Origin of the sequence: Paraburkholderia lycopersici (assembly GCF_900096975.1) — a bacterium.
In the GTDB taxonomy this organism is placed as follows: domain Bacteria; phylum Pseudomonadota; class Gammaproteobacteria; order Burkholderiales; family Burkholderiaceae; genus Paraburkholderia; species Paraburkholderia lycopersici.
On record NZ_FMYQ01000031.1, the window covers coordinates 12,833 to 33,098 of the forward strand.

Annotated in this window: 19 protein-coding genes and 2 pseudogenes; 19 read left to right on the forward strand and 2 right to left on the reverse strand. The window is 63.6% G+C overall.

The genetic code is table 11. The features are described 5' to 3' along the window. The first annotated feature begins 6 nt into the window (after positions 1–6). The 8 genes and pseudogenes from BLU17_RS26450 (at position 7) to BLU17_RS26480 (ending at position 7,936) form a co-directional block, all read left to right on the forward strand. A complete protein-coding gene (locus tag BLU17_RS26450; RefSeq protein WP_092003670.1) occupies positions 7–1,590 on the forward strand; it encodes an aldehyde dehydrogenase (NADP(+)) in 1,584 nt (527 codons plus the stop codon). A gap of 146 nt (positions 1,591–1,736) precedes the next feature. Then, positions 1,737–2,888, forward strand: coding sequence for an NADH:flavin oxidoreductase/NADH oxidase (locus BLU17_RS26455; RefSeq protein ID WP_092003673.1), 1,152 nt, complete (start codon positions 1,737–1,739; stop codon positions 2,886–2,888). A gap of 179 nt (positions 2,889–3,067) precedes the next feature. After that, a complete protein-coding gene (locus tag BLU17_RS26460; protein WP_092003676.1) occupies positions 3,068–4,453 on the forward strand; it encodes an MmgE/PrpD family protein in 1,386 nt (461 codons plus the stop codon). A 99-nt stretch (positions 4,454–4,552) separates the two neighbouring features. After that, positions 4,553–4,663 (forward strand): annotated as a pseudogene (locus BLU17_RS33995) (IS3 family transposase); the annotation flags it as partial. A gap of 214 nt (positions 4,664–4,877) precedes the next feature. After that, positions 4,878–5,129, forward strand: a complete 252-nt coding sequence (locus tag BLU17_RS33335) for a hypothetical protein (protein WP_092003680.1) — start codon at positions 4,878–4,880, stop codon at positions 5,127–5,129. 17 nt (positions 5,130–5,146) lie between these two features. Beyond that, positions 5,147–6,496: an MFS transporter gene (locus BLU17_RS26470; protein ID WP_092003683.1), complete on the forward strand. Its 1,350-nt coding sequence runs from the start codon at positions 5,147–5,149 to the stop codon at positions 6,494–6,496. Between the two features lie 134 nt (positions 6,497–6,630). Beyond that, complete coding sequence (locus BLU17_RS34465) at positions 6,631–6,996, forward strand: hypothetical protein (protein WP_092003686.1); 366 nt, start codon at positions 6,631–6,633, stop codon at positions 6,994–6,996. Between the two features lie 202 nt (positions 6,997–7,198). Next, complete coding sequence (locus tag BLU17_RS26480) at positions 7,199–7,936, forward strand: aspartate/glutamate racemase family protein (protein ID WP_143189344.1); 738 nt, start codon at positions 7,199–7,201, stop codon at positions 7,934–7,936. Positions 7,937–8,941: 1,005 nt separating this feature from the next. Here BLU17_RS26480 and BLU17_RS26485 read toward each other — a convergent pair. After that, positions 8,942–9,510 (reverse strand): annotated as a pseudogene (locus BLU17_RS26485) (transposase); the annotation flags it as partial. Between the two features lie 171 nt (positions 9,511–9,681). Here BLU17_RS26485 and BLU17_RS26490 point away from each other — a divergent pair. From BLU17_RS26490 to BLU17_RS33340, 9 genes are all read left to right on the forward strand, one after another. Next, on the forward strand, positions 9,682–11,190 hold the full coding sequence (locus BLU17_RS26490) for an amidase (RefSeq protein WP_092003692.1): 1,509 nt from the start codon (positions 9,682–9,684) through the stop codon (positions 11,188–11,190). Positions 11,191–11,224: 34 nt separating this feature from the next. Beyond that, positions 11,225–12,550 carry an MFS transporter gene (locus BLU17_RS26495; RefSeq protein WP_092003695.1) on the forward strand — a complete coding sequence of 442 codons (1,326 nt, stop codon included), beginning with the start codon at positions 11,225–11,227 and terminating at the stop codon, positions 12,548–12,550. A gap of 465 nt (positions 12,551–13,015) precedes the next feature. Next, on the forward strand, positions 13,016–13,234 hold the full coding sequence (locus BLU17_RS26500; RefSeq protein WP_176929202.1) for a hypothetical protein: 219 nt from the start codon (positions 13,016–13,018) through the stop codon (positions 13,232–13,234). A gap of 127 nt (positions 13,235–13,361) precedes the next feature. After that, positions 13,362–14,093, forward strand: a complete 732-nt coding sequence (locus BLU17_RS26505) for an iron-containing redox enzyme family protein (RefSeq protein ID WP_092003699.1) — start codon at positions 13,362–13,364, stop codon at positions 14,091–14,093. Positions 14,094–14,194: 101 nt separating this feature from the next. After that, positions 14,195–15,649, forward strand: a complete 1,455-nt coding sequence (locus BLU17_RS26510) for an aldehyde dehydrogenase family protein (protein WP_092003702.1) — start codon at positions 14,195–14,197, stop codon at positions 15,647–15,649. 55 nt (positions 15,650–15,704) lie between these two features. Continuing rightward, a complete protein-coding gene (locus tag BLU17_RS26515; protein WP_092003706.1) occupies positions 15,705–16,184 on the forward strand; it encodes a GlcG/HbpS family heme-binding protein in 480 nt (159 codons plus the stop codon). Between the two features lie 15 nt (positions 16,185–16,199). Then, positions 16,200–17,228, forward strand: coding sequence for a 2Fe-2S iron-sulfur cluster-binding protein (locus BLU17_RS26520; RefSeq protein WP_092003708.1), 1,029 nt, complete (start codon positions 16,200–16,202; stop codon positions 17,226–17,228). 240 nt (positions 17,229–17,468) lie between these two features. Continuing rightward, positions 17,469–17,852, forward strand: coding sequence for a hypothetical protein (locus BLU17_RS34470; protein WP_342713870.1), 384 nt, complete (start codon positions 17,469–17,471; stop codon positions 17,850–17,852). A gap of 236 nt (positions 17,853–18,088) precedes the next feature. Next, complete coding sequence (locus BLU17_RS33340; RefSeq protein WP_176929203.1) at positions 18,089–18,253, forward strand: hypothetical protein; 165 nt, start codon at positions 18,089–18,091, stop codon at positions 18,251–18,253. 135 nt (positions 18,254–18,388) lie between these two features. Here BLU17_RS33340 and BLU17_RS26530 read toward each other — a convergent pair whose 3' ends face one another. Beyond that, the gene (locus BLU17_RS26530) at positions 18,389–19,327 is read right to left on the reverse strand and encodes an ornithine cyclodeaminase family protein (RefSeq protein WP_092003711.1); all 939 of its coding nucleotides are present in this window, start codon (positions 19,325–19,327) and stop codon (positions 18,389–18,391) included. Positions 19,328–19,581: 254 nt separating this feature from the next. Here BLU17_RS26530 and BLU17_RS26535 point away from each other — a divergent pair, with 254 nt between their 5' ends. Further along, positions 19,582–19,890, forward strand: coding sequence for a 2Fe-2S iron-sulfur cluster-binding protein (locus tag BLU17_RS26535; protein ID WP_092003714.1), 309 nt, complete (start codon positions 19,582–19,584; stop codon positions 19,888–19,890). A 48-nt stretch (positions 19,891–19,938) separates the two neighbouring features. After that, positions 19,939–20,265 (forward strand): hypothetical protein, encoded by a 327-nt coding sequence (locus BLU17_RS26540; protein WP_092003717.1) that lies wholly within the window; start codon positions 19,939–19,941, stop codon positions 20,263–20,265. Position 20,266 lies beyond the last annotated feature (1 nt).

Below are 20,266 nucleotides of genomic sequence, written 5' to 3' on the forward strand. Positions count from 1 at the left end.
TCCCGGATGCAGATCGCAGGTAACCTTCTGATTGGACAGAAAGCTGTACGCGGGACAAACGGTTTGATCCGAGGGCTCGACGCCGCCACCGGCACAGCTCTGGAGCCGGCGTTCGGTGGCGCGACGCGTGCCGACCTCGATGCCGCGTGCGAGCTTGCGCGGTCGGCATTCGATATCTATCGGGAGGCGCCGCTCGAAGCACGAGCACGGTTTCTCGAGTCGATTGCACAAAACATCCTCGATCTCGGCGACAGCCTGATTGAGCGCTGCGTGGTGGAGAGCGGGCTGCCTCGCGCGCGCGTAGAGGGCGAACGCGGCCGCACGGTTGGTCAGTTGCGCCTGTTTGCAGCTGTTGTACGCGATGGACGTTTTCTCGGTGTACGTATCGACCCTGCACAGCCGGAGCGCAAACCATTGCCGCGTCCCGATCTGCGTTTGCGTCATATCGCGCTCGGTCCGGTAGCCGTGTTCGGTGCGAGCAATTTTCCACTCGCGTTTTCGGTGGTGGGGGGGGATACGGCATCGGCGCTTGCGGCCGGGTGTCCGGTGATCGTGAAGGCGCATTCGGCGCATCCCGGCACTTCGGAACTCGTTGGGCTGGCGACACAGAAGGCCGTTCGCGATTGCGGCATGCCGGAAGGCACGTTCTCGTTACTCTTCGACAGTGGCCTGGAGATTGGTCAAGCGCTTGTCGGGGATCGCCGGATCAAGGCGGTTGGGTTTACCGGATCGCGCGCCGGCGGCATGGCTCTCGTAAATGTCGCCGCCACGCGTTGCGAGCCGATTCCCGTATTCGCAGAGATGAGCAGTATCAATCCGGTGCTGCTTTTTCCAACGGCGTTGAAGCGTCGTGCGGAGGCGATTGGCGAGGCGTTCGCCGGCGCTCTGGTGCTCGGTGCCGGTCAATTCTGTACTAACCCCGGTCTGGTCCTTGCGGTGGACGGGCCCGACCTCGATCGTTTTGTGGCTGCAGCATCGGCGGCGCTGTCTGCAACGCCCGCCGCGACCATGCTCACTCCCGGCATCCGCAAGGCTTACGAGGCGGCTGTAGGCCGTGCTGCGCAACACGCCGGTGTGAGCGTGCTGGTGCATGGCGGTGAGGCAACCACACAGCATCAGGGCCAGGCGGTACTCTTCTCGACAACTGCGGATGCGTTTCGCCGGCATCCCGAGCTGCACGAGGAAATTTTCGGCGCATCGTCGCTCGTTGTGCGTTGTCCCGATATGGAGTCGATGCGCGACATCGTAGAGTCGCTGGAGGGACAATTGACGACTGCGCTGCATATCGACGATGCCGATCATGCGGACGCGCGCACTTTCCTGCCCGTGCTTGAACGTCGCGCCGGGCGCATTCTGGCTAATGGCTTTGGCACCGGTGTGGAAGTCGGGCATGCGATGGTGCACGGCGGTCCCTATCCGGCGACATCCGATAGTCGCTCGACGTCGGTAGGCAGTCTTGCAATACATCGATTCCTGCGACCGGTATGTTACCAGGACATGCCGGAGACGCTCCTGCCCGTCGAACTGCATCAGGAAAACCCGCTTGAGCTGCATCGATTGATAGACGGTCAACCGGAGACCCGTACGTAATTTCAGCACCGCGTTATCTGAACCCAGTTTGCGGATGCGAAAAGGGGGAGGGCCCGGGTCAATGTTCCCGGTTGCCTCGCCGCCTGAGGAAAAGCGGAGCGCCGATTGTCGAGTGCTCGAAGGTAAGCCAGTGAGAGGAGGCGGTAGTGAAGAAAGGGATCAAGCTGTTTCAGGAGCTGACGTTCCGGTCAGTGACACTGAAGAATCGGATTGTAGTTTCGCCAATGGGGATGTATTCGGCCGAGAACGGGTATGTCATGCCATTTCACCTCGCGCATTACGCGAAGTTTGCGATGGGGGGGGCAGGGCTGGTTTTTGTCGAGCAGACTGCCGTCACTCGCACCGGTCGAGTTTCGAATGGAGAACTGGGTCTTTGGGAAGACAGACAGATCGAAGGGATGCAGCAACTCGCGACGCTGATTAAATCGCAGGGTGCAAAGGCGGCTATCCAGATCGGTCATGGCGGACGAAAGGCAAGTCAGCAACGTGCGTTTCTGGGAAATGGCGAACTCACGGAATTCGATCTGGCAATCGGCGAGGAAAAGTGGGTTCCGGCAGGTCCATCGGCCATAGCCTTTGCCGACGGATGGCAGACGCCCGTGGCGATGTCCACCGACGCAATAAGGGGAATCGTTCACGCGTTTGTCGCGGCCGCACGGCGCGCGCTGCTGGCGGGGTTCGATATCATCGAACTTCACATGGCCCACGGTTATCTGTTGCAGAGCTTTCTGACTCCGCTGGCGAATCAAAGAACCGATGAGTATGGCGGCGCGCTGGAAAACCGCATGCGCCTTCCGCTCGAGGTTGCGCGGGCGGTGCGGTCAGCCATTCCCCATTCCACGCCCCTTTTTGTCCGGATTTCCGCGACGGACTGGATCGAAGGTGGCTGGACAATTGAGGATAGCCTGGTCCTGGCCGGAAAATTGAAGGCCGAAGGCGTCGATCTGATCGACTGTTCTTCGGGTGGGAACATGCAGTCCGGTGCTACCAATTCGAATCTGGCGAGAGGGCCGGGTTATCAGGTCGAATTTGCTCGCCGCATTCGTGCCGAAAAAGGCATCGCGACGGGAGCGGTCGGTCTTATCCGGACCCCAGAGCACGCCGAACGCATTCTCCAGGAAGACGATGCGGATCTTGTCTTTCTGGGGCGGCAGATGCTCTACGATCCGTTCTGGGCGCTGCATGCCGCTGAGCACTTCGGTCTGACCGGGAATTTTGAGGGCTGGCCCCAACAATACGGCTGGTGGTTGCATCGATGGGCGCGCGCCGTCCGAAACGGAGACGAACCGCTTCGTTAATCGCAGCAACCAATCATGGTGGGTTGAGCCCCGGTATTTCCTGGGGCGAAGAAAAAGGGACGCGGAGCGTCAGATTTCCACAGCGATTGAAATTATCGATAAGGATTGCGAAGCAATAATCATTGCTCGCAGGGATTCACATATCGAAGTCACTGTTTTTCATACCTTGAGGATGAGTCGTGGAAAACCAATCGGGCGTCGGCACGGCGGCGCACAAGCTGGGCAGGTTCATCGTGCGGTGTGCGCTGGACGAAATTCCCGAATCCGTTGCTGAAAAGGCGACATGCTGCATGCTCGACTCACTCGGACTGGCGGCCCTCGCAGCGGACGACGGCAGCGTGCGGGCACTTTCGGCGCTTGCGACAACCGTCGATGCTCGACCGGGAACGGCGCGCCTATGGACCGACGGCCGCCGGGTGCCGCTACAGGAGGCGGTGGCTGCCAATGCCTGCGCCGCTCACGCCCATTTTCATGATGATTCGGAATATTCATCATGGACTCATCCTGGCTCTCTTGTGGTGCCGGCAGCGGTATGTACCGGTGAGGCGCTGAACGCTTCGATCGCAACTGTCCTCAGGGCGCTCGTTGCCGGGTACGGTGCGGTGTCGTGGCTCGGCGCGAATGAGGAGGTAGCCATGGCACTGATCAGGCGCGGCGTACGCACGAGCCCGACGCTGGGTACGATCGCTGCGGCAGCCTCGACGGCCGTTCTGCTTGGCCTTGGTGAAGATCAGGCGGCACATGCCGTCTCGATCGCTACCAGTATCACGGGAGGGTTGCTGGAGCCGGTTCGCGCTGGCAGCGATGAATGGCGGCTGCAGAACGCCCATGCAGCACGTGGCGGCGTATTGGCGGCGCAGATGGCTGGTCAGGGAATGAGCGGCGCCCCAACTGCGCTGGAAGGGCCAAAGGGCTTGCTGCGTGCGTATGCGGAATTGAATTCGGAGCCACCATCCTGGGCGAATGAGCCAGACATGGCCGCCATCCTCGGCGTGGTGGCCAAACCTTTCGCAACGCTCGGCGACAACATGGCTGCCGCAATCGCCGCCAGGTTGCTGTTCGAGGATGGTGTTGACGTGGCGTCGGTTGAGCGTATCGACATCACGTTGTGGCGGCCGTATGCGGAGTACCCTGGAACCGGCTATAAGGGACCTTTTGAGCAGGTTGGACAGGCGCTTGCCAGTACGGCCTTCGCCGTTTCGGCAATGCTGGTTTTTGGAGAGCTCGAATACTGTGTCAATCGCGATCGTCGTAGCGACAGTCGCTTGCTGGAACTGGTGAGGTGCATGACGGTTCACGCCCAGGATGGTTGTGGACCCGAAGAAAGTACGGTAACGATCACCATGCGCGACGGATCCAGGCGTGCGCGGCGCGCTAAGGATGCCGCTCCGAATCTGCTGCGGCACGATCGCGGCACTGCTATGCGGTTGCTCGAGACCCGACTTGCGATTTTGGGGAGACCACTGGAATCTGCCGGGTTATTGGAAGCCGACGTATTCGATCGGAAAGTGTTTTCTTCGCCCGTAAATATTGCGGCAGTACTCGATAAGCTCCTGCCGACCTAAAGATAGACACTTTCCCTGTTGACCCTGACCCAGGAGCAGTCCGGTCCAAAAGTAGAGAAATTCGGTGCGATGTTTCCGATCGGACACGAAGGTCATGCCATGAAGACGAGCAGGTTTATGGATGGGCGGATTGCGTTTGCGCTGAAGCAGGCCAGGCTGGGTGCGAAGGTCGAAGAGATTTGTCGCAAGTTCGGAATCAGTGATGCGACGTGCTTGAAGAATCCATCAGCAAGTTGGGCGACGTGAATGCCGGTGATCGCACGATGCTCGGCGCGTTGCTTGCTCGCTGCGAACACCTTCAAAGAAGCGCTGAATGGAGGCAAGCCCGCGAGACAGGCATAGGATGCGGTGGTTCTGGCTGCGCAAAAGGGCGCGCAGATTCACGCTGATATGAATTCGCGCCAGACGGCCAGGCTATCTCGGCATGCAGGCCGATCTGCACACCGGGCTTTACGTGGAGATCGCAGCGTACAACCGCCTGATCCGGACGGCCGACCGGATCGAAGGCATCGGTGCCTATAACGGGAAGCGCCAGCCGTTTTCAACGGACGTTGAGCTTCGATGGCAGCCGACATGCGATGGACCGCTGGACCAGTTGTGGGTTCGGCTGAGGCAACTGTATGCAGCACCTGACGAGGCCACCAGCACAAGATCGGTGGTCCGTGATAACCCGTGAAAAACGGAGGAGACGGTATGAATCAGACTCAGACCAGCGACTTCGCGGAACGCACCTACAGGAAGGTCACGCTCCGGCTGATCCCGTTCCTGTTCCTGTGCTATACGTTCGCGTTTCTCGATCGCATCAACATCGGCATCGCGCAGTTGGAGATGAAGCACGACGTTGGCTTCAGCGACATGACTTACAGCATCGGGGCGGGGATCTTCTTTCTCGGATACGTGCTGATGGAAGTGCCCAGCAATCTGCTGCTCGCACGCATCGGCGTGAAGCGCACGTTCTCGCGCATCATGATCGTGTGGGGGATTCTCGCGGCGGCCACCGCGTTCGTGACGCTGCCGACGCATCTGTACGTGGTGCGCTTCCTGCTCGGGCTTGCCGAAGCGGGCCTGTATCCGGGGGTGATCTTCTATCTGACGCGCTGGTATCCGGTCGAGCGGCGCGCGAAGGTGATCGCGATCTTTACGTGCTCGACGGGCATTGCCGGTTTGCTCGGCGGTCCGATGTCCGGCCTGCTGATGACTTACCTGAGTGGCGCTGCCGGCTTGCACGGCTGGCAGTGGATGTTCATCGTGCAGGGGCTGCCCGCCAGCGTGCTCGGTATCGCCGCGTTCTTCTACCTGCAGGACGGACCGCAAGAGGCTGCTTGGCTCACCGCGCAGGAAAAGCAACTGGTGCTCGACAACTTGAAGCGAACGTCATCGGCCAGCGCGGCGCACGCGGAGCACACGTTCGGGCGTGCGCTGGTCGATCCGGGGGTCTATGTAATGGCGTTTGTCTGGTTCACGCAGATCGCCGGCGTGTTTGCGATCGGTTTCTGGTTGCCACAACTGATCAAGAGCGCTGGCGTCGGCACGCCGCTGGCCGTCGGTTCGTACTCCGCGATTCCGTACTTCGTGAGCTGGATCGCGCTGATCCTGATGAACCGCCATTCGGATCGCACAATGGAGCGCCGCTGGCACTGCGGGATCACGATGCTGTGCGGAGCCGCCGGACTGCTCGCGGCTGGCTTCGTCGGCGGGAATCTGGTGCTATCGCTGGTGGCCCTGTCTATCGCTACCGCTGGCATCCTTGCGCCGAATCCGCTGATCTGGGCGATCTCTACCGATCACCTGCGCGGGCGCGGCGCGGCAGGGGGCGTCGCCCTCGTGAATTGCCTCGGCATGCTCGGTGGATTTTTCAGTCCGATGATCATCGGCTCGATCAAAACGCTGACGAATAGCATGGCGGGCGGGCTCGGCGCGATTTCATTGCTGATGGTCGCGGGATCGGTGGCTGTAGTCGTGCTGGCGCCGCGCACGTCGGGTCGTACAGCGCAGGGAGATGCGGAGATCGGGCAGGGCGAGCCGGTCAATGTCGCGCCGTGAAGAGACGCGGTGCGATTTCGACGGATACGGTCATGACAGGTTCCTGTTTTTCAGGCTACTGCCGGACGACGCATCGTATGCGATGCTTGTTGGGCGCGTCTGGAGGCCGCAGCGGCACCCCGGGTCCGAGTGTCGTGACTGTGCGCAACGGTCTCGTGTACGACATCATTGCTAGCGTGCCGACCACGGTCGACCTGTCCGAGCGCGGCGACTCTCTCGAAGTTGTCTGCGGCGCACCCGGCGAGGCGCTTTGCCCTGTCGACGAACTGCTCGCTGCGAGCCTCTCCGACGCGCCCGCATATCCGGCGAGGACATCACGTTGCTGGCCAGGGGGCGGCGCTACCGGCGCGCTGGGCGGCGGCTATCCGGTTGGTATAGGCACGATCGTCGATGCATATCTGAGCGGTGATGTGGAAACGGCTGTCGCGCAATATCAGGCCTGGGTGCCGCGGATCAACCACGAAACCGTCAATGCGGCCTCGCGGTCTGCAAGGTTCTGATGAAGGAAGGCGCGGCGATTCGCTCGATGCGGTTTGTCATCCGCGTGCGAGTCTGCGTCCGGTGGTGCGCGCTGGGGGCGATAACTGAAGGGACTGGATAAGGTCCATTATTGCGGGGGATCATATGCGGATATGGCATCAATCAAGCACGGAAATCGATGGGCTCGGCGTCTACAAGCGTGCGTTATGCGAGCACGCACGCATGATCCTGGAACCGGGCGACTCGATCGAACTGCACGGTATTCCGCCCGGACGTTATCACGGGCGCGCGCCGTCAGATGCGCTCGGCAACGCGCTCGTTCATCACGTGGTGCTGGAACCGGTGCTGGCCAACGCATTGGCGGCCGAGGAGCAAGGGTTCGACGCGTTCGTGATCGGCTCGTTCAGCGAGCCGTTCTTGCGCGAATTGCGCTCGGCCGTGGACATTCCCGTGGTGTCGCTGACCGAAGCGAGCCTGCTGGTCGGCTGCTCGCTCGGCCGCTATAGCGCGGCGATTTCGAATGCGCCCACGACGGCATGGATGACCCGTACTTCGGTCGACACCCACGGGTTGTCGGGACGCGTGCTGTGTGTGCGCAGTGTCGATCCACCGCTCGACGAACCGGCTCTCGCGCGCAGTTTCGAGAACCCAGCCCCGGTCGTTGACGCGTTCCTGCGGACTGCGTCGGCCGCAGTGGCAGAGGGTGCGGACGTCGTGATTCCGGCGGAGGGTATGCTGGCCGAACTTTTGTATATGAACGGTGTGCGTTCGGTCGATGGCGCGCCGGTGCTCGACGTGTTTGGCACCACATGGGCGTATGCGGCAATGCTGGCGCGCCTGGCCCGTTGCAACGGTTTGAGGGTCGGTCGCCGCTGGCACTATCGAAGGGAGGATCCGCAACTGGTGCGCGAACTGCTCGGCGGGAGTGCCGTGCCAGCGAACGACCACGCGGGGTTGTGAGGCAGTGCGAAACAGGCCGCGCCGACTCGCCGAGCAAGCGACTTGGGGCTGAGGTTAGTGATTGTCCAATGTGCTGGTTGCGGTCGCCCATGAAGTCAAACATGTCGGGCCGCAGCAAATCAGCGCGCGGTTGCGGTGCCGCGAGCGTTGTAATATCACGACATCGCCATCCTGTTATCTCGACGAGAGCGACGACGTGAGACTTGTCGCTTTTTGCGGACCAGTTCCGTCTTGTTCTATCTTTCCGCGGGGGTAGATCGCCACATCGGCCAATCCTATACAGGACGGGCATCGGCGGCCACAATGAGAATCCCACCCGGCGCAACGCTATGGCATCGGTGGTCACCAATCTACAGACGGTAGACGAGAGAACAATTCGGTGTTCGCCACCGGCGAACGCGGAGATTGCTTGTTCATTCCAGTCCGCGCCGCGGGGGGCGGCCCACACGAACCTGCGCTCCTAGCGGAAGTGCCTGGAACGACCCCAAACTGCACCGAAGCTCTCCCGTGCACCGATGACCGGAGAGGTATCGGGTTTGCCACCGAAGTGTTTCTTCCTGAAGGCCTCGAGGTGGAAATTAAAATCGCGCGACCATCCGAGTACGCTTGAAGAAAATCTCGGAATGACGATTGGTCATCGCTTGAGTGCCCGACCGCCTTGTCGTATCCGCGGCTATTGACGACGAACCGCGAACGTTATCTCGACTATGTGCTAACCCATATCGCCGATCACAAATCAATCGCATTTGGTGTGAGGCCGGCAAGCTGCACACGCCAGCCAGTCCGCCAGATCCCTCTACCTGACCGGCAGTTCCAGTTCACCATCATGCTTCACGCGCACGAGAATGGACGAGCGGTCCAGCTGAGCCGCTTACGCGTATCCCGAGTCGGTTTGCATTGATTCGACCGACGGATCGATGGGAAGCGAGGGAGTTCAGTTCGATCGAGCGCCGTAGCGGGCTCGTTTTGTTCTATCGCTGTGCGGGGCTCATACCAGGCAGGTGTTCAAGTTTTCGTTTCTCGATCGAGGCGAGGGTTGTCACGTTGCATCTCGCTGTAGGCGGCCTGAGTCAGCGGGAACACCTGCTCGACTCGCTCGCGGCCACGATACATCACTTGACGAATCCGGCCGACCGTCTTGCCCCAGCCGAAGACCTGCTCGACGCATTTGCGCTTGCGCTGACTGATGGCGTAGCCGGCCCAGCGTGTCGTGCGACCGTCAATCGTCGAGCCACCCGTTTCAGCGCCACATGTGGCGTCGCACAGTTGGCGCGGCGACTCGCCACGAAGTCCGCCGCGTCGTAGTGCTTGTCGTCCCCAACCGTAATGGAGGGCGCAGGTTACTTGCGTTGCGTCTGCGAGCATCTTAGCCGCAGCGCTGTGTTCGGCAGTACCGCTGGCCTGCGTCACCTGCGCGTTCACCACGAGGCCATGCCGGTTGTCCGCGAGCAGGTGCCCGATGTAGCAAAGCAGCGCACCGATGCGCCGGCTCTTGCGAAACAGCTTCGCCTGGCTGTCCGTGCTCGATTCGTGAGTCTCGTTGTACGCCTCTCGCCGTGCCAGTTCTCGCACTCAGGCCATCGAACCAGTCAGCGAAACGCCGTGCTTGCTATTAGAAGCACGGCCAGAAGCACGGCCGGATAAGCCGGTTGCGCGCCCCGTTTGCCTGGCTTCCCCTTTTCTTTCTTGACAACATAAATTTGTCTTGAGACGGTATACAGCATACTAATAACCAAGGCAAAGCTATGTCCGAGTTTCTGGCCGCCGCCCGCCCCACGGGCGCGGCCCCGCAAACACAGCCCGGCGCAGCGCCGTGGCGCCATGCGACGATTGCCGCCGCCGCCGCCGCGATGCGCCGTCAAGAGGTCAGTTCGAGCGCGCTGGTCGACGCCTGCGAGGAGGCGTGGCGCGAGCAGAACCCCGCCATCAACGCCGTCGTGGTCAGCGATTTCGAACGCGCGCACGCCATCGCGCGCGAGCGCGATGCAGAACTGGCGGCGGGGCGCTCGCGCGGTCCGCTCCACGGCGTGCCGTTCACGATCAAGGAGTCGTTCGATGTGGCGGGCTGGCCCACCACGGTGGGCGACCCGGCGTTTCGCGGCAATTTCGCCGCGCGCCACGCGAGCGTGGTGCAGCGCCTGTGCGACGCGGGCGCCGTGCTGCTCGGCAAGACCAACGTGCCGCTCTGGCTGCGCGACTGGCAGAGTTACAACGACATCTACGGCACTACCCGCAACCCGCACGATCCGGCGCGCACGCCGGGCGGCTCGTCGGGCGGCAGCGCGGCCGCGGTGTGCGCGGGCATGGCGTATTTCGACGTGGGCTCCGATATCGGCTCGTCGATCCGCAATCCCGCGCACTATTGCGGCATCTTCTCGCACAAAAGCACGCACGGCCTCGTTTCGCTCGAAGGGCACGGCTTGCCCGGCGGCGTCGCGCTGCCCGACATCAATGTGGCGGGGCCGCTCGCCCGCAGCGCGGCCGACCTCGAACTCGTGCTGGCCGCCATCGCGGGACCGGACGCCGAGGCCGCCTGCGCCGTGCGCTACGAGTTGCCTCGTTGCGAGGCGATGGATCTTCGGCAGATTCGCTTCGGCATACTGAGTAATCATCCGGTGGCGGAAGTGGATGCGGAAGTCGAGCGGTGCATCGTCGCGCTGGGGCAGGCGCTGGCGCAGCGGGGCGCGCAAGTGGTCTGGGATGCGCGGCCGCAACTGGACGCCGCCGAGCTTCTGCGCACCTACACGCTGCTGTTGCGCGCCTCGACCTGCGGCTATCTCGGCGACGACGCCTACGCTGCCTCGCTGCTCGCGGCCGAAGCCGCGCCGCCGCACGACACGAGCTACGCCTCGCTTCAGCACGTGGGCGCTGCGCTGCGCCATCGCGACTGGCTCAAGCTCCAGCCGCTGCGCGAGCGCTATGCCGCCGCGTGGCGCGCGCTGTTCGAGCACGTGGACGTGCTGCTGTGCCCGGCCGCTGCTACGGCGGCGTTCCCGCTCGACGAAGCGCTTGCGCCGTGGCAGCGCACGCTGAGCGTCAACGGCAAGCCCCAGCCGCTTACCACGCAACTCTTCTGGGCCGGGCATTCCGGGCTATGCGGCCTGCCTTCGACGGTCGCGCCCGCCGGACGCACGGCGCTGGGCCTGCCGGTAGGCGTGCAGATCGTGGCGCCCCGCTATCACGACCTGCGCTCGATTCGTGTGGCGAGCCTGCTCGAAGCCGCCGGCTACGCTTACGCGCCGCCCGCGTGCTGACTCCATTTCCCGACTGCTAACGGAGCATACGCTCATGTCCTGGCTTACCTCTCTGTCGAAAAACGAAAAACGGGCTTTCGCCGGCGCATTCGTCGGTCATGCCGTGGACGTCTACGACTTCATGATCTATTCGTTCCTCATTCCCGTGCTGCTACAGACGTGGAACATGAGCAAAGCCACGGCGGGCAGCATCGTCACGTGGACGCTGATCGCCTCGCTGGTCGGCGCGATAGGCGCGGGACTGCTGGCGGACCGCTATGGACGCGTGCGCATCCTGCGCTGGACCATCGCGCTGTTCGCGATCTCGTGCTTCGCTTGCGGCTTCGCAAATTCCCCCACACAGTTCGCGATCCTGCGTGCGGTTCAGGGGCTGGGCTTTGGCGGCGAGTCGTCGCTGTGCATGGTGCTCGTGACGGAGATGATTCGCAATCCGGCACATCGCGGCAAGTTCTCGGCCTTCACGGCGAGCAGCTATTCGTTCGGCTGGGCTGCCGCCGCGCTCGCCTACAGCACGCTATTCAACTGGCTGCCGCCGCAGTGGGCGTGGCGCGTATGCCTGTTCGTAGGCATCTTGCCCGCGCTGCTCGTGATCTGGCTGCGGCGCAATCTCCAGGAACCCGAATCGTTTTCGCAGACGCTCGCGACGCGCTGCGCGGCCGGTCCCGGCAGTGCCTTGCGCACGGTGCTGAGTGGCCGCCTCGCCGCGCGCACGTTCTGGTGCAGCCTGCTTTCGGGCGGCATGCTCGGCGCGTACTACGCCATCGCCACGTGGATGCCGATGTGGCTCAAGACCGAGCGCGGTCTTTCGGTCACGGGCACAGGGGTGTGGCTCGCTGTGACGATAGGCGGGTCGATCGCGGGCTATGCGCTCGGCGCGTGGAGCACCGACCGCATCGGCCGCCGCCCGACCTACATTATTTTCGCGCTTGGCGCGTTTGTTCTGAGCATCGCCTACATGCGGGTCGACGCGCCCACGCCGGTCATGCTCGTGCTGGGCTTCCTGCTGGGCGTGCTCATGCAGGGCACGTTTTCGGGCGTGGCGGCGACCATCGCGGAGACCTATCCGCATGCGGTTCGGGCCACCGGCTATGGCGTAGCGTACAACGTGGGGCGTGTGATCGGCTCGGTGTTTCCGTTCACGGCGGGCTGGCTCGCAAGCGAGCATCTCACGCTCACATTCGCAATACCGCTCGTGGCGGGGGTGGGCTACGTCTTCGTCGTGCTCGCGGCATGGGTGCTGCCCGAGACGAATGGGATCGCGCTCGACGACATCGAACCTGTCGAGCCCGGCGAGGCCGAGCCGCATGCGCAGGCGGGCGGCCAGGCAGTCGCACAAGCGGTGCCGAACGCGCCGCGCTGAACTTTCACGCAAAAAAGCCCGGCGCTGAGGCTTCGAACTGAAGCCTCAGCGCCGGCTTGCGCCGCGAAGGGCGTCGCCCGTTTGCGGTTGCGTCTTCCGCTGGTTCGCCTCGTGGTGCCGAGCGCGAAATCTTTTTGTCGAATTGCGTGTCGCGTTTTTGCATACCGAATACGTAAATAAGTGGGGGCGCCTTGAAGCGAGGCGCTTGCGTCCTGTTGCGGCTCATCTTTCAGCGAAACAAGAATCCCGGATGAAAAGGACTTTCTGGAGTCAGGCAGGGCTCGGGTGCTTCGCGGAGACGACAGCGCATGCGCAGAGAAGGTCACGCTTTATGGCTTGATCGATGTTCCGGCGATCTGCACGAGCAATCAGGGCGGCGGGTTTTGAAGGGCAGGACGTCAACTTCATGAACTACGAAGTGAACGGCATGGTGTTCTTCACCCTGCGCTGTCGGCGGGCCTGGGCGTGACTTACGCGGACGGCTTCGTGGACGCGAACGACGGCGACCTGCGGTACCTCCAGTACAACGCCGCGCTCAATTACGCGCTCTCGAAGCGCACGCGGCGCTATGCGTTCGCCACGATGCAGCGCGCGCTGGGCGACGCGCAGGTCGCACAGTCCATCGCGGCGGCGAGCAGCAACAGGCAGTCGGCGGTAGCGATCGGCTTGCGCCATGCGTTCTAGCCGCACCTGGGATTTTTGCGGGGTTGGCTTCCCCGAGAATTATGTATACAGTGTACCGAAATGAATCGAGTCACTGATCCGCTGGCGTTGTGCGGCGGATTTCCAACCCTGAACGAAGGAGTCACACATGGCAGAGCTGATGGACCGCGAGACCTTCCGCGCGGCACTCGAAGAGGCAATCAAGGGCAAGAGCGCCAACAAGGCGCCGTTCAGCATCGCGTGGGCGAGCGGCAAGCTCACGCGCGCGCACCTCGCCCGATGGGCCGAAAACCATTACCACTATGTCGGGCCGTTCGCCGACTACCTCGGCTACCTCTATGCGCGCACGCCCGACCACATGACCGAGGCGAAGGATTTCCTGCTCGCCAACATGTACGAGGAAGAGATTGGCGGCGACCGCCACACCGACCTGCTGATCCGTTTCGCCGAAGCGTGCGGCACGACGCGCGAGCGCGTGGTCGATCCCGACAACATGTCGCCCACCACGCGCGGTCTCCAGGGCTGGTGCTATTCGACCGCGATGCGCGAAGACCCGGTGGTGGCGGTGGCGGCGCTGGTGGTGGGGCTCGAATCGCAGGTGCCGTCCATTTACCGCAGGCAGACGCCCACGCTGCGCGACCTGTACAAGTTCACCGACGAGGAAGTCGAATTCTTCGATCTCCATATCGTTTCCGACGAGATTCACGGCGAACGTGGTTATCAGATCGTGCTGGAGCATGCGAACACGCCGGAGCTTCAGCAGCGCTGCCTGAAGATCTGCGAGGTGGGGGCGCAAATGCGTCTGCTGTACACCACGGCGCTCTATTACGACTACGTCGAAAAGGAAATTCCGCTGCCGGAACTGGGCCTCGCGGCCTGAGCGCCACGCACGCGCCGGGCTGCCCGTGCGCCGCGCCATCGCGGCGCGAACGCGGCGGCCCGCGCGCGGTCAAGACCTTACTTTGCAGGACCGTTGCATTCATGACTAACGTTCCCACGTTTCTTAACTACATCGACGGCGAATGGTGCGCGAGCCTCGCGGGCGCCACATTCGACAACGTCAACCCCGCCGACACGCGCGACGTGGTGGGCCGCTTTCAGGCCAGCACCGAAGCGGACGCGCTCGCGGCCGTGCGCGCCGCGTCTTCGGCTTTCGGCGCGTGGAAGCGCCTCGCACCGGCCGCGCGCGCGAAGATCCTGCTCGACGCGGCGGCCTACCTCGAACACCACGCCGACCGCTTTGGAGAAGAACTCACGCGCGAGGAGGGCAAGCAAAAGGCGCTCGCGAAAGACGAATTCGTGCGTGCCGCGCAGACCCTGCGCTTCTATGCCGTCGAAGCGCAGTCATACGGCAGCGAAACTTATCCGAGCGACGACGCGGGCATGATGGTCTATACCGTGCGCGAACCGCTCGGCGTCGTGACCGTGATTTCTCCGTGGAATTTTCCGGTGTCGATTCCGGCGCGCAAGATCGCCCCCGCGCTCATCTGCGGCAACACCGTCGTGTTCAAGCCGGCATCGGACGCGCCCCTGAGCGGCCTGCGCCTCGCCGAGGCGTTCGTCGAGGCCGGCATTCCGAAGGGCGTGCTCAATTTCGTTACGGGCAGCGCAGGCGCGATCGGCTCTGCACTCGTCGGTGCGCGTGAAGTGCGGGCGATTTCCTTCACGGGATCGACGGCCGCGGGCGAGCAGATTCACCGCGCGGCCTCGCTTTCCACGCGCACGCAAATGGAGTTGGGCGGCAAGAATCCGCTCATCGTGCTCGACGCGGACGATATCGACCGTGCCGTCGATCTCACCGTCAAGGGCGGCTTTTCGCTCGCGGGCCAGGCCTGCACGGGCACGAGCCGCGTGCTGGTGGCGCGCGCCATCCGAGCGGAATTCGTCGAGCGTCTGGCGGCCAGGGCTACCGCGCTCGTGGTCGGCAACGGCATGACGCCGGGCGTCGACGTGGGCCCGCTCGCCACGGCCGGTCAGTTGCGAACCGTGCTCGACTATATCGCGGTAGGCATGAAGGAGGCCACGCTCGTGTGCGGTGGCGAGCAACTCAAGCACGGCGAATACGCACACGGTTACTTCGTCATGCCGACGATATTTTCCGGCGTGCCGCGCGACGCGCGCATTGCCCGCGAGGAGATCTTCGGGCCGGTGATCGCCGTGATCGACGTGGACGATTACGACGACGCCATTGCCGTGGCGAACGACAGCGAGTACGGGCTTGCCGCCGCGCTCGTCACGCGCGACGCGCAACTCATGCACCGCTTTGCGAACGACATCGAGGCGGGCACCGTGAAGATCAACCGCACGACCACGGGCAACCTCGTCAACGCGCCGTTTGGCGGGCTCAAGCGTTCGAGCACGGCCACGTTCCGCGAGTCGGGGCGCAACGGGCTCGAGTTCTATCTACAGACCAAGACCGTCTATCGCGGCGCGTAACAACGCGTCTGTCACGGTGCGTCACTCTTTTTCTCATCGATATCGTTACCCAGCCATGAAAGCATTTTTTAAACTCGAACTGGCCGAAGCCCGCCACATGATCGCAGCGGCGATCGCACGCTCGCAGCAGATCGGCGTGCTCGAGTCGATCTGCGTGGTCGACGAAGGCGGCTTTCCCCTCGCGCTCGAACGCATGGACGGCGGCCGCATCACCGGCCCGCAGATCGCCTGGAACAAGGCCTTCACGGCTGCGGGCCACAAGCGTTCCACGCATTTGTTCACCACGCCGCCCAACGGCCCCGCGCTGCCCGGCAACGAGGCGTTCGGCATTCAATGGAGCTTCGAAGGGCGCTTTGCGGCTTTCGTGGGCGGCTTTCCGATTGTCGTGGACCAGCAGGTGGTGGGCGGTGTGGGACTCTCGGGCGGCAACGGCGAGCAGGACACGCAGGCGGGTCTTGCCGCGCTCGGCGCGCTGCGCGACCTGTTGCGCGAAAGCGGCCGCGAAGTGCTCGTGCAACCTGACATCAAGCTTTGAGAAGCGAGGCCCGACGTGACGTCCACGAGCTTTCGTGTCACATGGATAGAGGCGCAGAGCAATTTCGTTGCATCCGCAACGGAAACGGTGCTCGAAGCCGCGCGGCGCGCGGGCGTGACGCTGCCGGCCGAATGCGAGTTTGGCGGCTGCGGCACCTGCCGTGTGAAACTGGTGCAGGGGCGCGTGCATTACGACGAGCCGCCGCTCGCGCTCGCCCCCGACGAGGCGGCGCAAGGTTACGCGCTCATGTGCCAGGCCCGCGCGCAAACGGATCTGGCGATCAGCACCGAGCGCGTGCTCGACGCGCCGGCACCCGCGCGGCGGCGCCGCGCAACGGTGGTGCGCACGCAAAAGTTGTGCGGCGACGTCACGCGCCTCGTGCTCGCCTTCGACGATGGCGCGCCTTTCGTCTTCCGGCCCGGCCAGTATCTGAACGTGCTGCTGGGGGAGGCCGGCTCGCGCAGCTTCTCGATGGCCTCGCAGCCCGGCGATACCCACATCGAGTTGCAGATTCGCGAGATCGAGGGCGGCTACTTCACGCAAACGCTCCTCGGCACGCTGCATGAGGGCGACGCGCTCGATGTCGAGGGGCCGCTCGGCGGTTTCGGCTATCACGAGGAGGACTATCGCCCGATCGTGATGGCGGCCACGGGCACGGGCGTGGCGCCGCTCGCCGGCATGCTTGCGGCGATTCTCGCAGCGGACGACGCACCGCCGGTGGATCTCTACTGGGGTGCGCGCACGCAAGCCGATCTCTATTTGCACGAGCACTTTTCGCAACTGGCCGCGCGTCACGAGGACTTTCGTTATGTGCCCGTGCTCTCGCGCGCGGGGGAGGCGTGGGCCGGCGCGCGCGGCTATGTGCAGGACGCCGTGCTCGCCGATCACACCGATCTCTCGGAGCACGCGCTGTACCTGTGCGGCTCGCCTGGCATGATCGCCGACGCGCGGCGCGCGTTTCTCGCGAATGGCGCGAGCGTGCGCTATCTGTACGCGGACAGCTTCACGTTCCAGCATCCGCAGCCCGCGCCGGCCGGGATTTGACACGCCGCGCGCGAAACATGAGGCGCGCTTCGCGCGCGGCGCCCCTTCGAACAAACGCAGCTCGCACGATTTTCGCGGCCGTTTTTTGGGGGGCCAGATGCAATGCCCATTGTATTGAAACCGCGCTCCATCGTCCCCGACACCATCACTAGCTGATGGCATCGTGTTTATTACTTTCCAGTCCTAATATAGTCTAAAAATTTTGGTTATCTGGCTGGCGTCGTCGCGATCATCGCGACGATGATCTTTCGCGCCAACGTCGTCGTGCCCGCGATTCTCGCGACCTTCGCGGTGGTGTTCGCGTGGTCCGGCAAGCTGCTCACCGGCTTTCAGGCCATCTTCATGGTCAGCCTGACCCCCGCTCACGAACTGTTCAATATCTCTCTCGTGGTCGCGCTCATGATGGCGCTGCTCACCGGCCTGCGCGCGCCCGGCGCCGACGTGCGCATGGTGCGCCCGTTCGCGTGCATCATGGTCAACGGGCATGTGGCGTTCTTCATTCTCGTGCTCATCACCTACCTCATCTCCCTGTTCTTCTGGCCAACGCCCGCCGTGCCGCTCGTGGTCGCGATCCTGATTCCGGCCGCCGTGTATGCGGGCTTGCCGCCGCGGCCGCCATCGTGATCGTGGGGCAGGGCATGGCGCTCTCGTCCGATTACGTGATCAAGGTCGCGCTGGCATCAGCGCGAGGGCGGCGGCAGCCGACATGCTCGCCGTGGCGAACACCGCATTCGGCCTCTCGCTCGGCTCGTGGTGAGCGCGGTCGCGCTCACGAGGTTCTTCGTGGTGCCCGGCCGCGTGAAGGCGCCCTCGGCGGCCAACCTCATCGCATGGGAGGCGGAGGATGCGGTCGATGAAGCGTGATCGAGCGTTTTCCGCTGACGATCTGGCTTGGTTCCGCGCTGCTCGGCTGGATGGCGGCCGGCATGCTGCTCGCCGATCCTCACGTGGCGCAGGCGCTGCGCGCGGCGGCGGACGCGCTCGGCGACGGTGCGGCAACGAGCGTTTCGCGCACTGGCTCCTGAGCATTGCGATGGCCGCGCTGGTGGTGTTCGTGCCATTCGCGCAGCGCATGGGCTTGCGGCGCTCGCGGGCCGGATGAGGAGGTGCCAGGGTGATCCGGGGCCGGCGGAAAGCGCCAGCCCGCTGCTTTTCAATTTCTACTTCGCGCGTGCCTCAAAGGCGCGATACGCCAGCGCCGCGAGCGCCGCATCCTGAAGCCCGATCCCCACCGCCTTATAGACGATGATTTCGTCGTCGCGCTGCCGGCCATGTGCGGCGTTCTCCAGCACGTCTCCTAGCTCGACGAGCTTCGAATCGTCCACCACGCCCGGCGCTGCCAGCACGAGATCGCCGGCTTCCTCGCGCGCCTGATCGCGCAACTCCACCACGATGCGGCTCGCGCGCGCGAGTGTCGTGTCGTCGAGTTCGCGAGCGTGCGGCAGGCTGGAGCCGATGGCGGCAACGAATGCGCCCGGCTTTAGCGCCAGGCCGTCGAAGAGCGGCGTGGTGGCGCGCGTGGCCGTGATGATGACATCGGCGTCGTCGAGGACCTCGGCTGCGCACCCGGCCTCGATCGCGCGAGCCTGCACGCCTTGCGCGCCATAAGCAGCGTTGAGTGCGTGAGCCAGTTCTGCGTGACCTTCCATGCCGACAATGCGCAGCGTCTTCAGGTTCGTGAAGCGTGCAATCGCATGCGCGTGGGCGCGCCCCTGTACGCCGGTGCCGAAGATCGTCGCCGTTTGCGCGTCGGTGCGCGCGAGGCGCTGGATAGCAAGCGTGGTAGTGGCGGCAGTGCGCAAGCGCGTGATGGCGTTGGCGTCGAGCGTGGCGAGGCATTGGCCGTCGGAGGCGCGAAACAGCACGATCACGAAATTGAACTGGCCGCGAAGGGTCGTGTAGACCTTGGCGGCTGCGACATCGGCTTCGGGCAGCACCGCACCCAGCGTGGAGAGTTTGGTCGCACCCGCTTCGGTGCGCACGCGCCGCTGTACCGCGGCGTTGCCACGGGCCTGGTCGCGAAAGGCACTTTCGAGGGCTGGCATGGCCTGCTCGAAGTCGATGAGTTCGTCGATCTGCCGATCGGTGACGTGAATCATGGGAGGAGGTCCTTGGTGGTGAGTGAATCAAGCGCGTTACATATGGGAATTTCGGTATGCGATATACGTAAATTGGAACAGTGGCGCCGAGGATAGACCCCTGTCGCGGTGACTGACGCGCGCGTGGCGCTTCGATTCGCACAAGCCAGGTTCCTTTTTTAATACAGTATACAGTGTTCGAATATAGGTTACACTGCGTCCGTGGCCCAAGCAACGGTGCGAGAGGGCCAGTTGCTTTGGTCCGAGGAGGATGCATGCCAGTCGTCGTGTTCCACAGGAACGGGGAAGCCTACAGAGGGGAAGTCAAGGAAAACACCAATCTGGTCGTTCGTGCGGGCATCAAGCAGTTTCCGTTTCCGCATTTGCGCTACGAGTGCGGCATGGGCAAATGCGCGCGCTGCGCGTGCCGCGTGCTCTCGGGCGGCGATCAGTTGCCCCCGCCCAACTGGAAGGAGAAAAAGCAGTTGGGCGAGCGGCTCGAAGCCGGTTACCGGCTGGCGTGCCAGCTATGGATCGAGCACGACATCGAACTGGAGCAGGACGAACTGCCCGTCGAGGCCTGAGCGCCGGGCGCACGGGCCCACAAGAACAGCGCAATAACCGGAGAGCGCATGTATATCGTACTCACGAGCCGGCCCGGCCAGTACCACAGCGAGCCGACCGACGGCATCACACCGATCGAAACGCACGACTACTTCTACGGCGCGCGCCACGTGGCGGCGTTCATGGTGGCGCGTCTGGATGGCGAGGCGCGTGTGCGCATCGTCGAGGAGTCCGCGCCTGGCAGCGGCGCGCAGGGCGTCAACCTCGTGCCCACCCGCTTCTTCGAGAAGTTCGCGAGCTTGCGCGAGGCGTTGGGCTCCATTCAGGACCTCACCGGACACGGGCACAACGAGGCGAAGCTGATTCGCCGTGAAAATCAAGGATTCCCGGATTAAC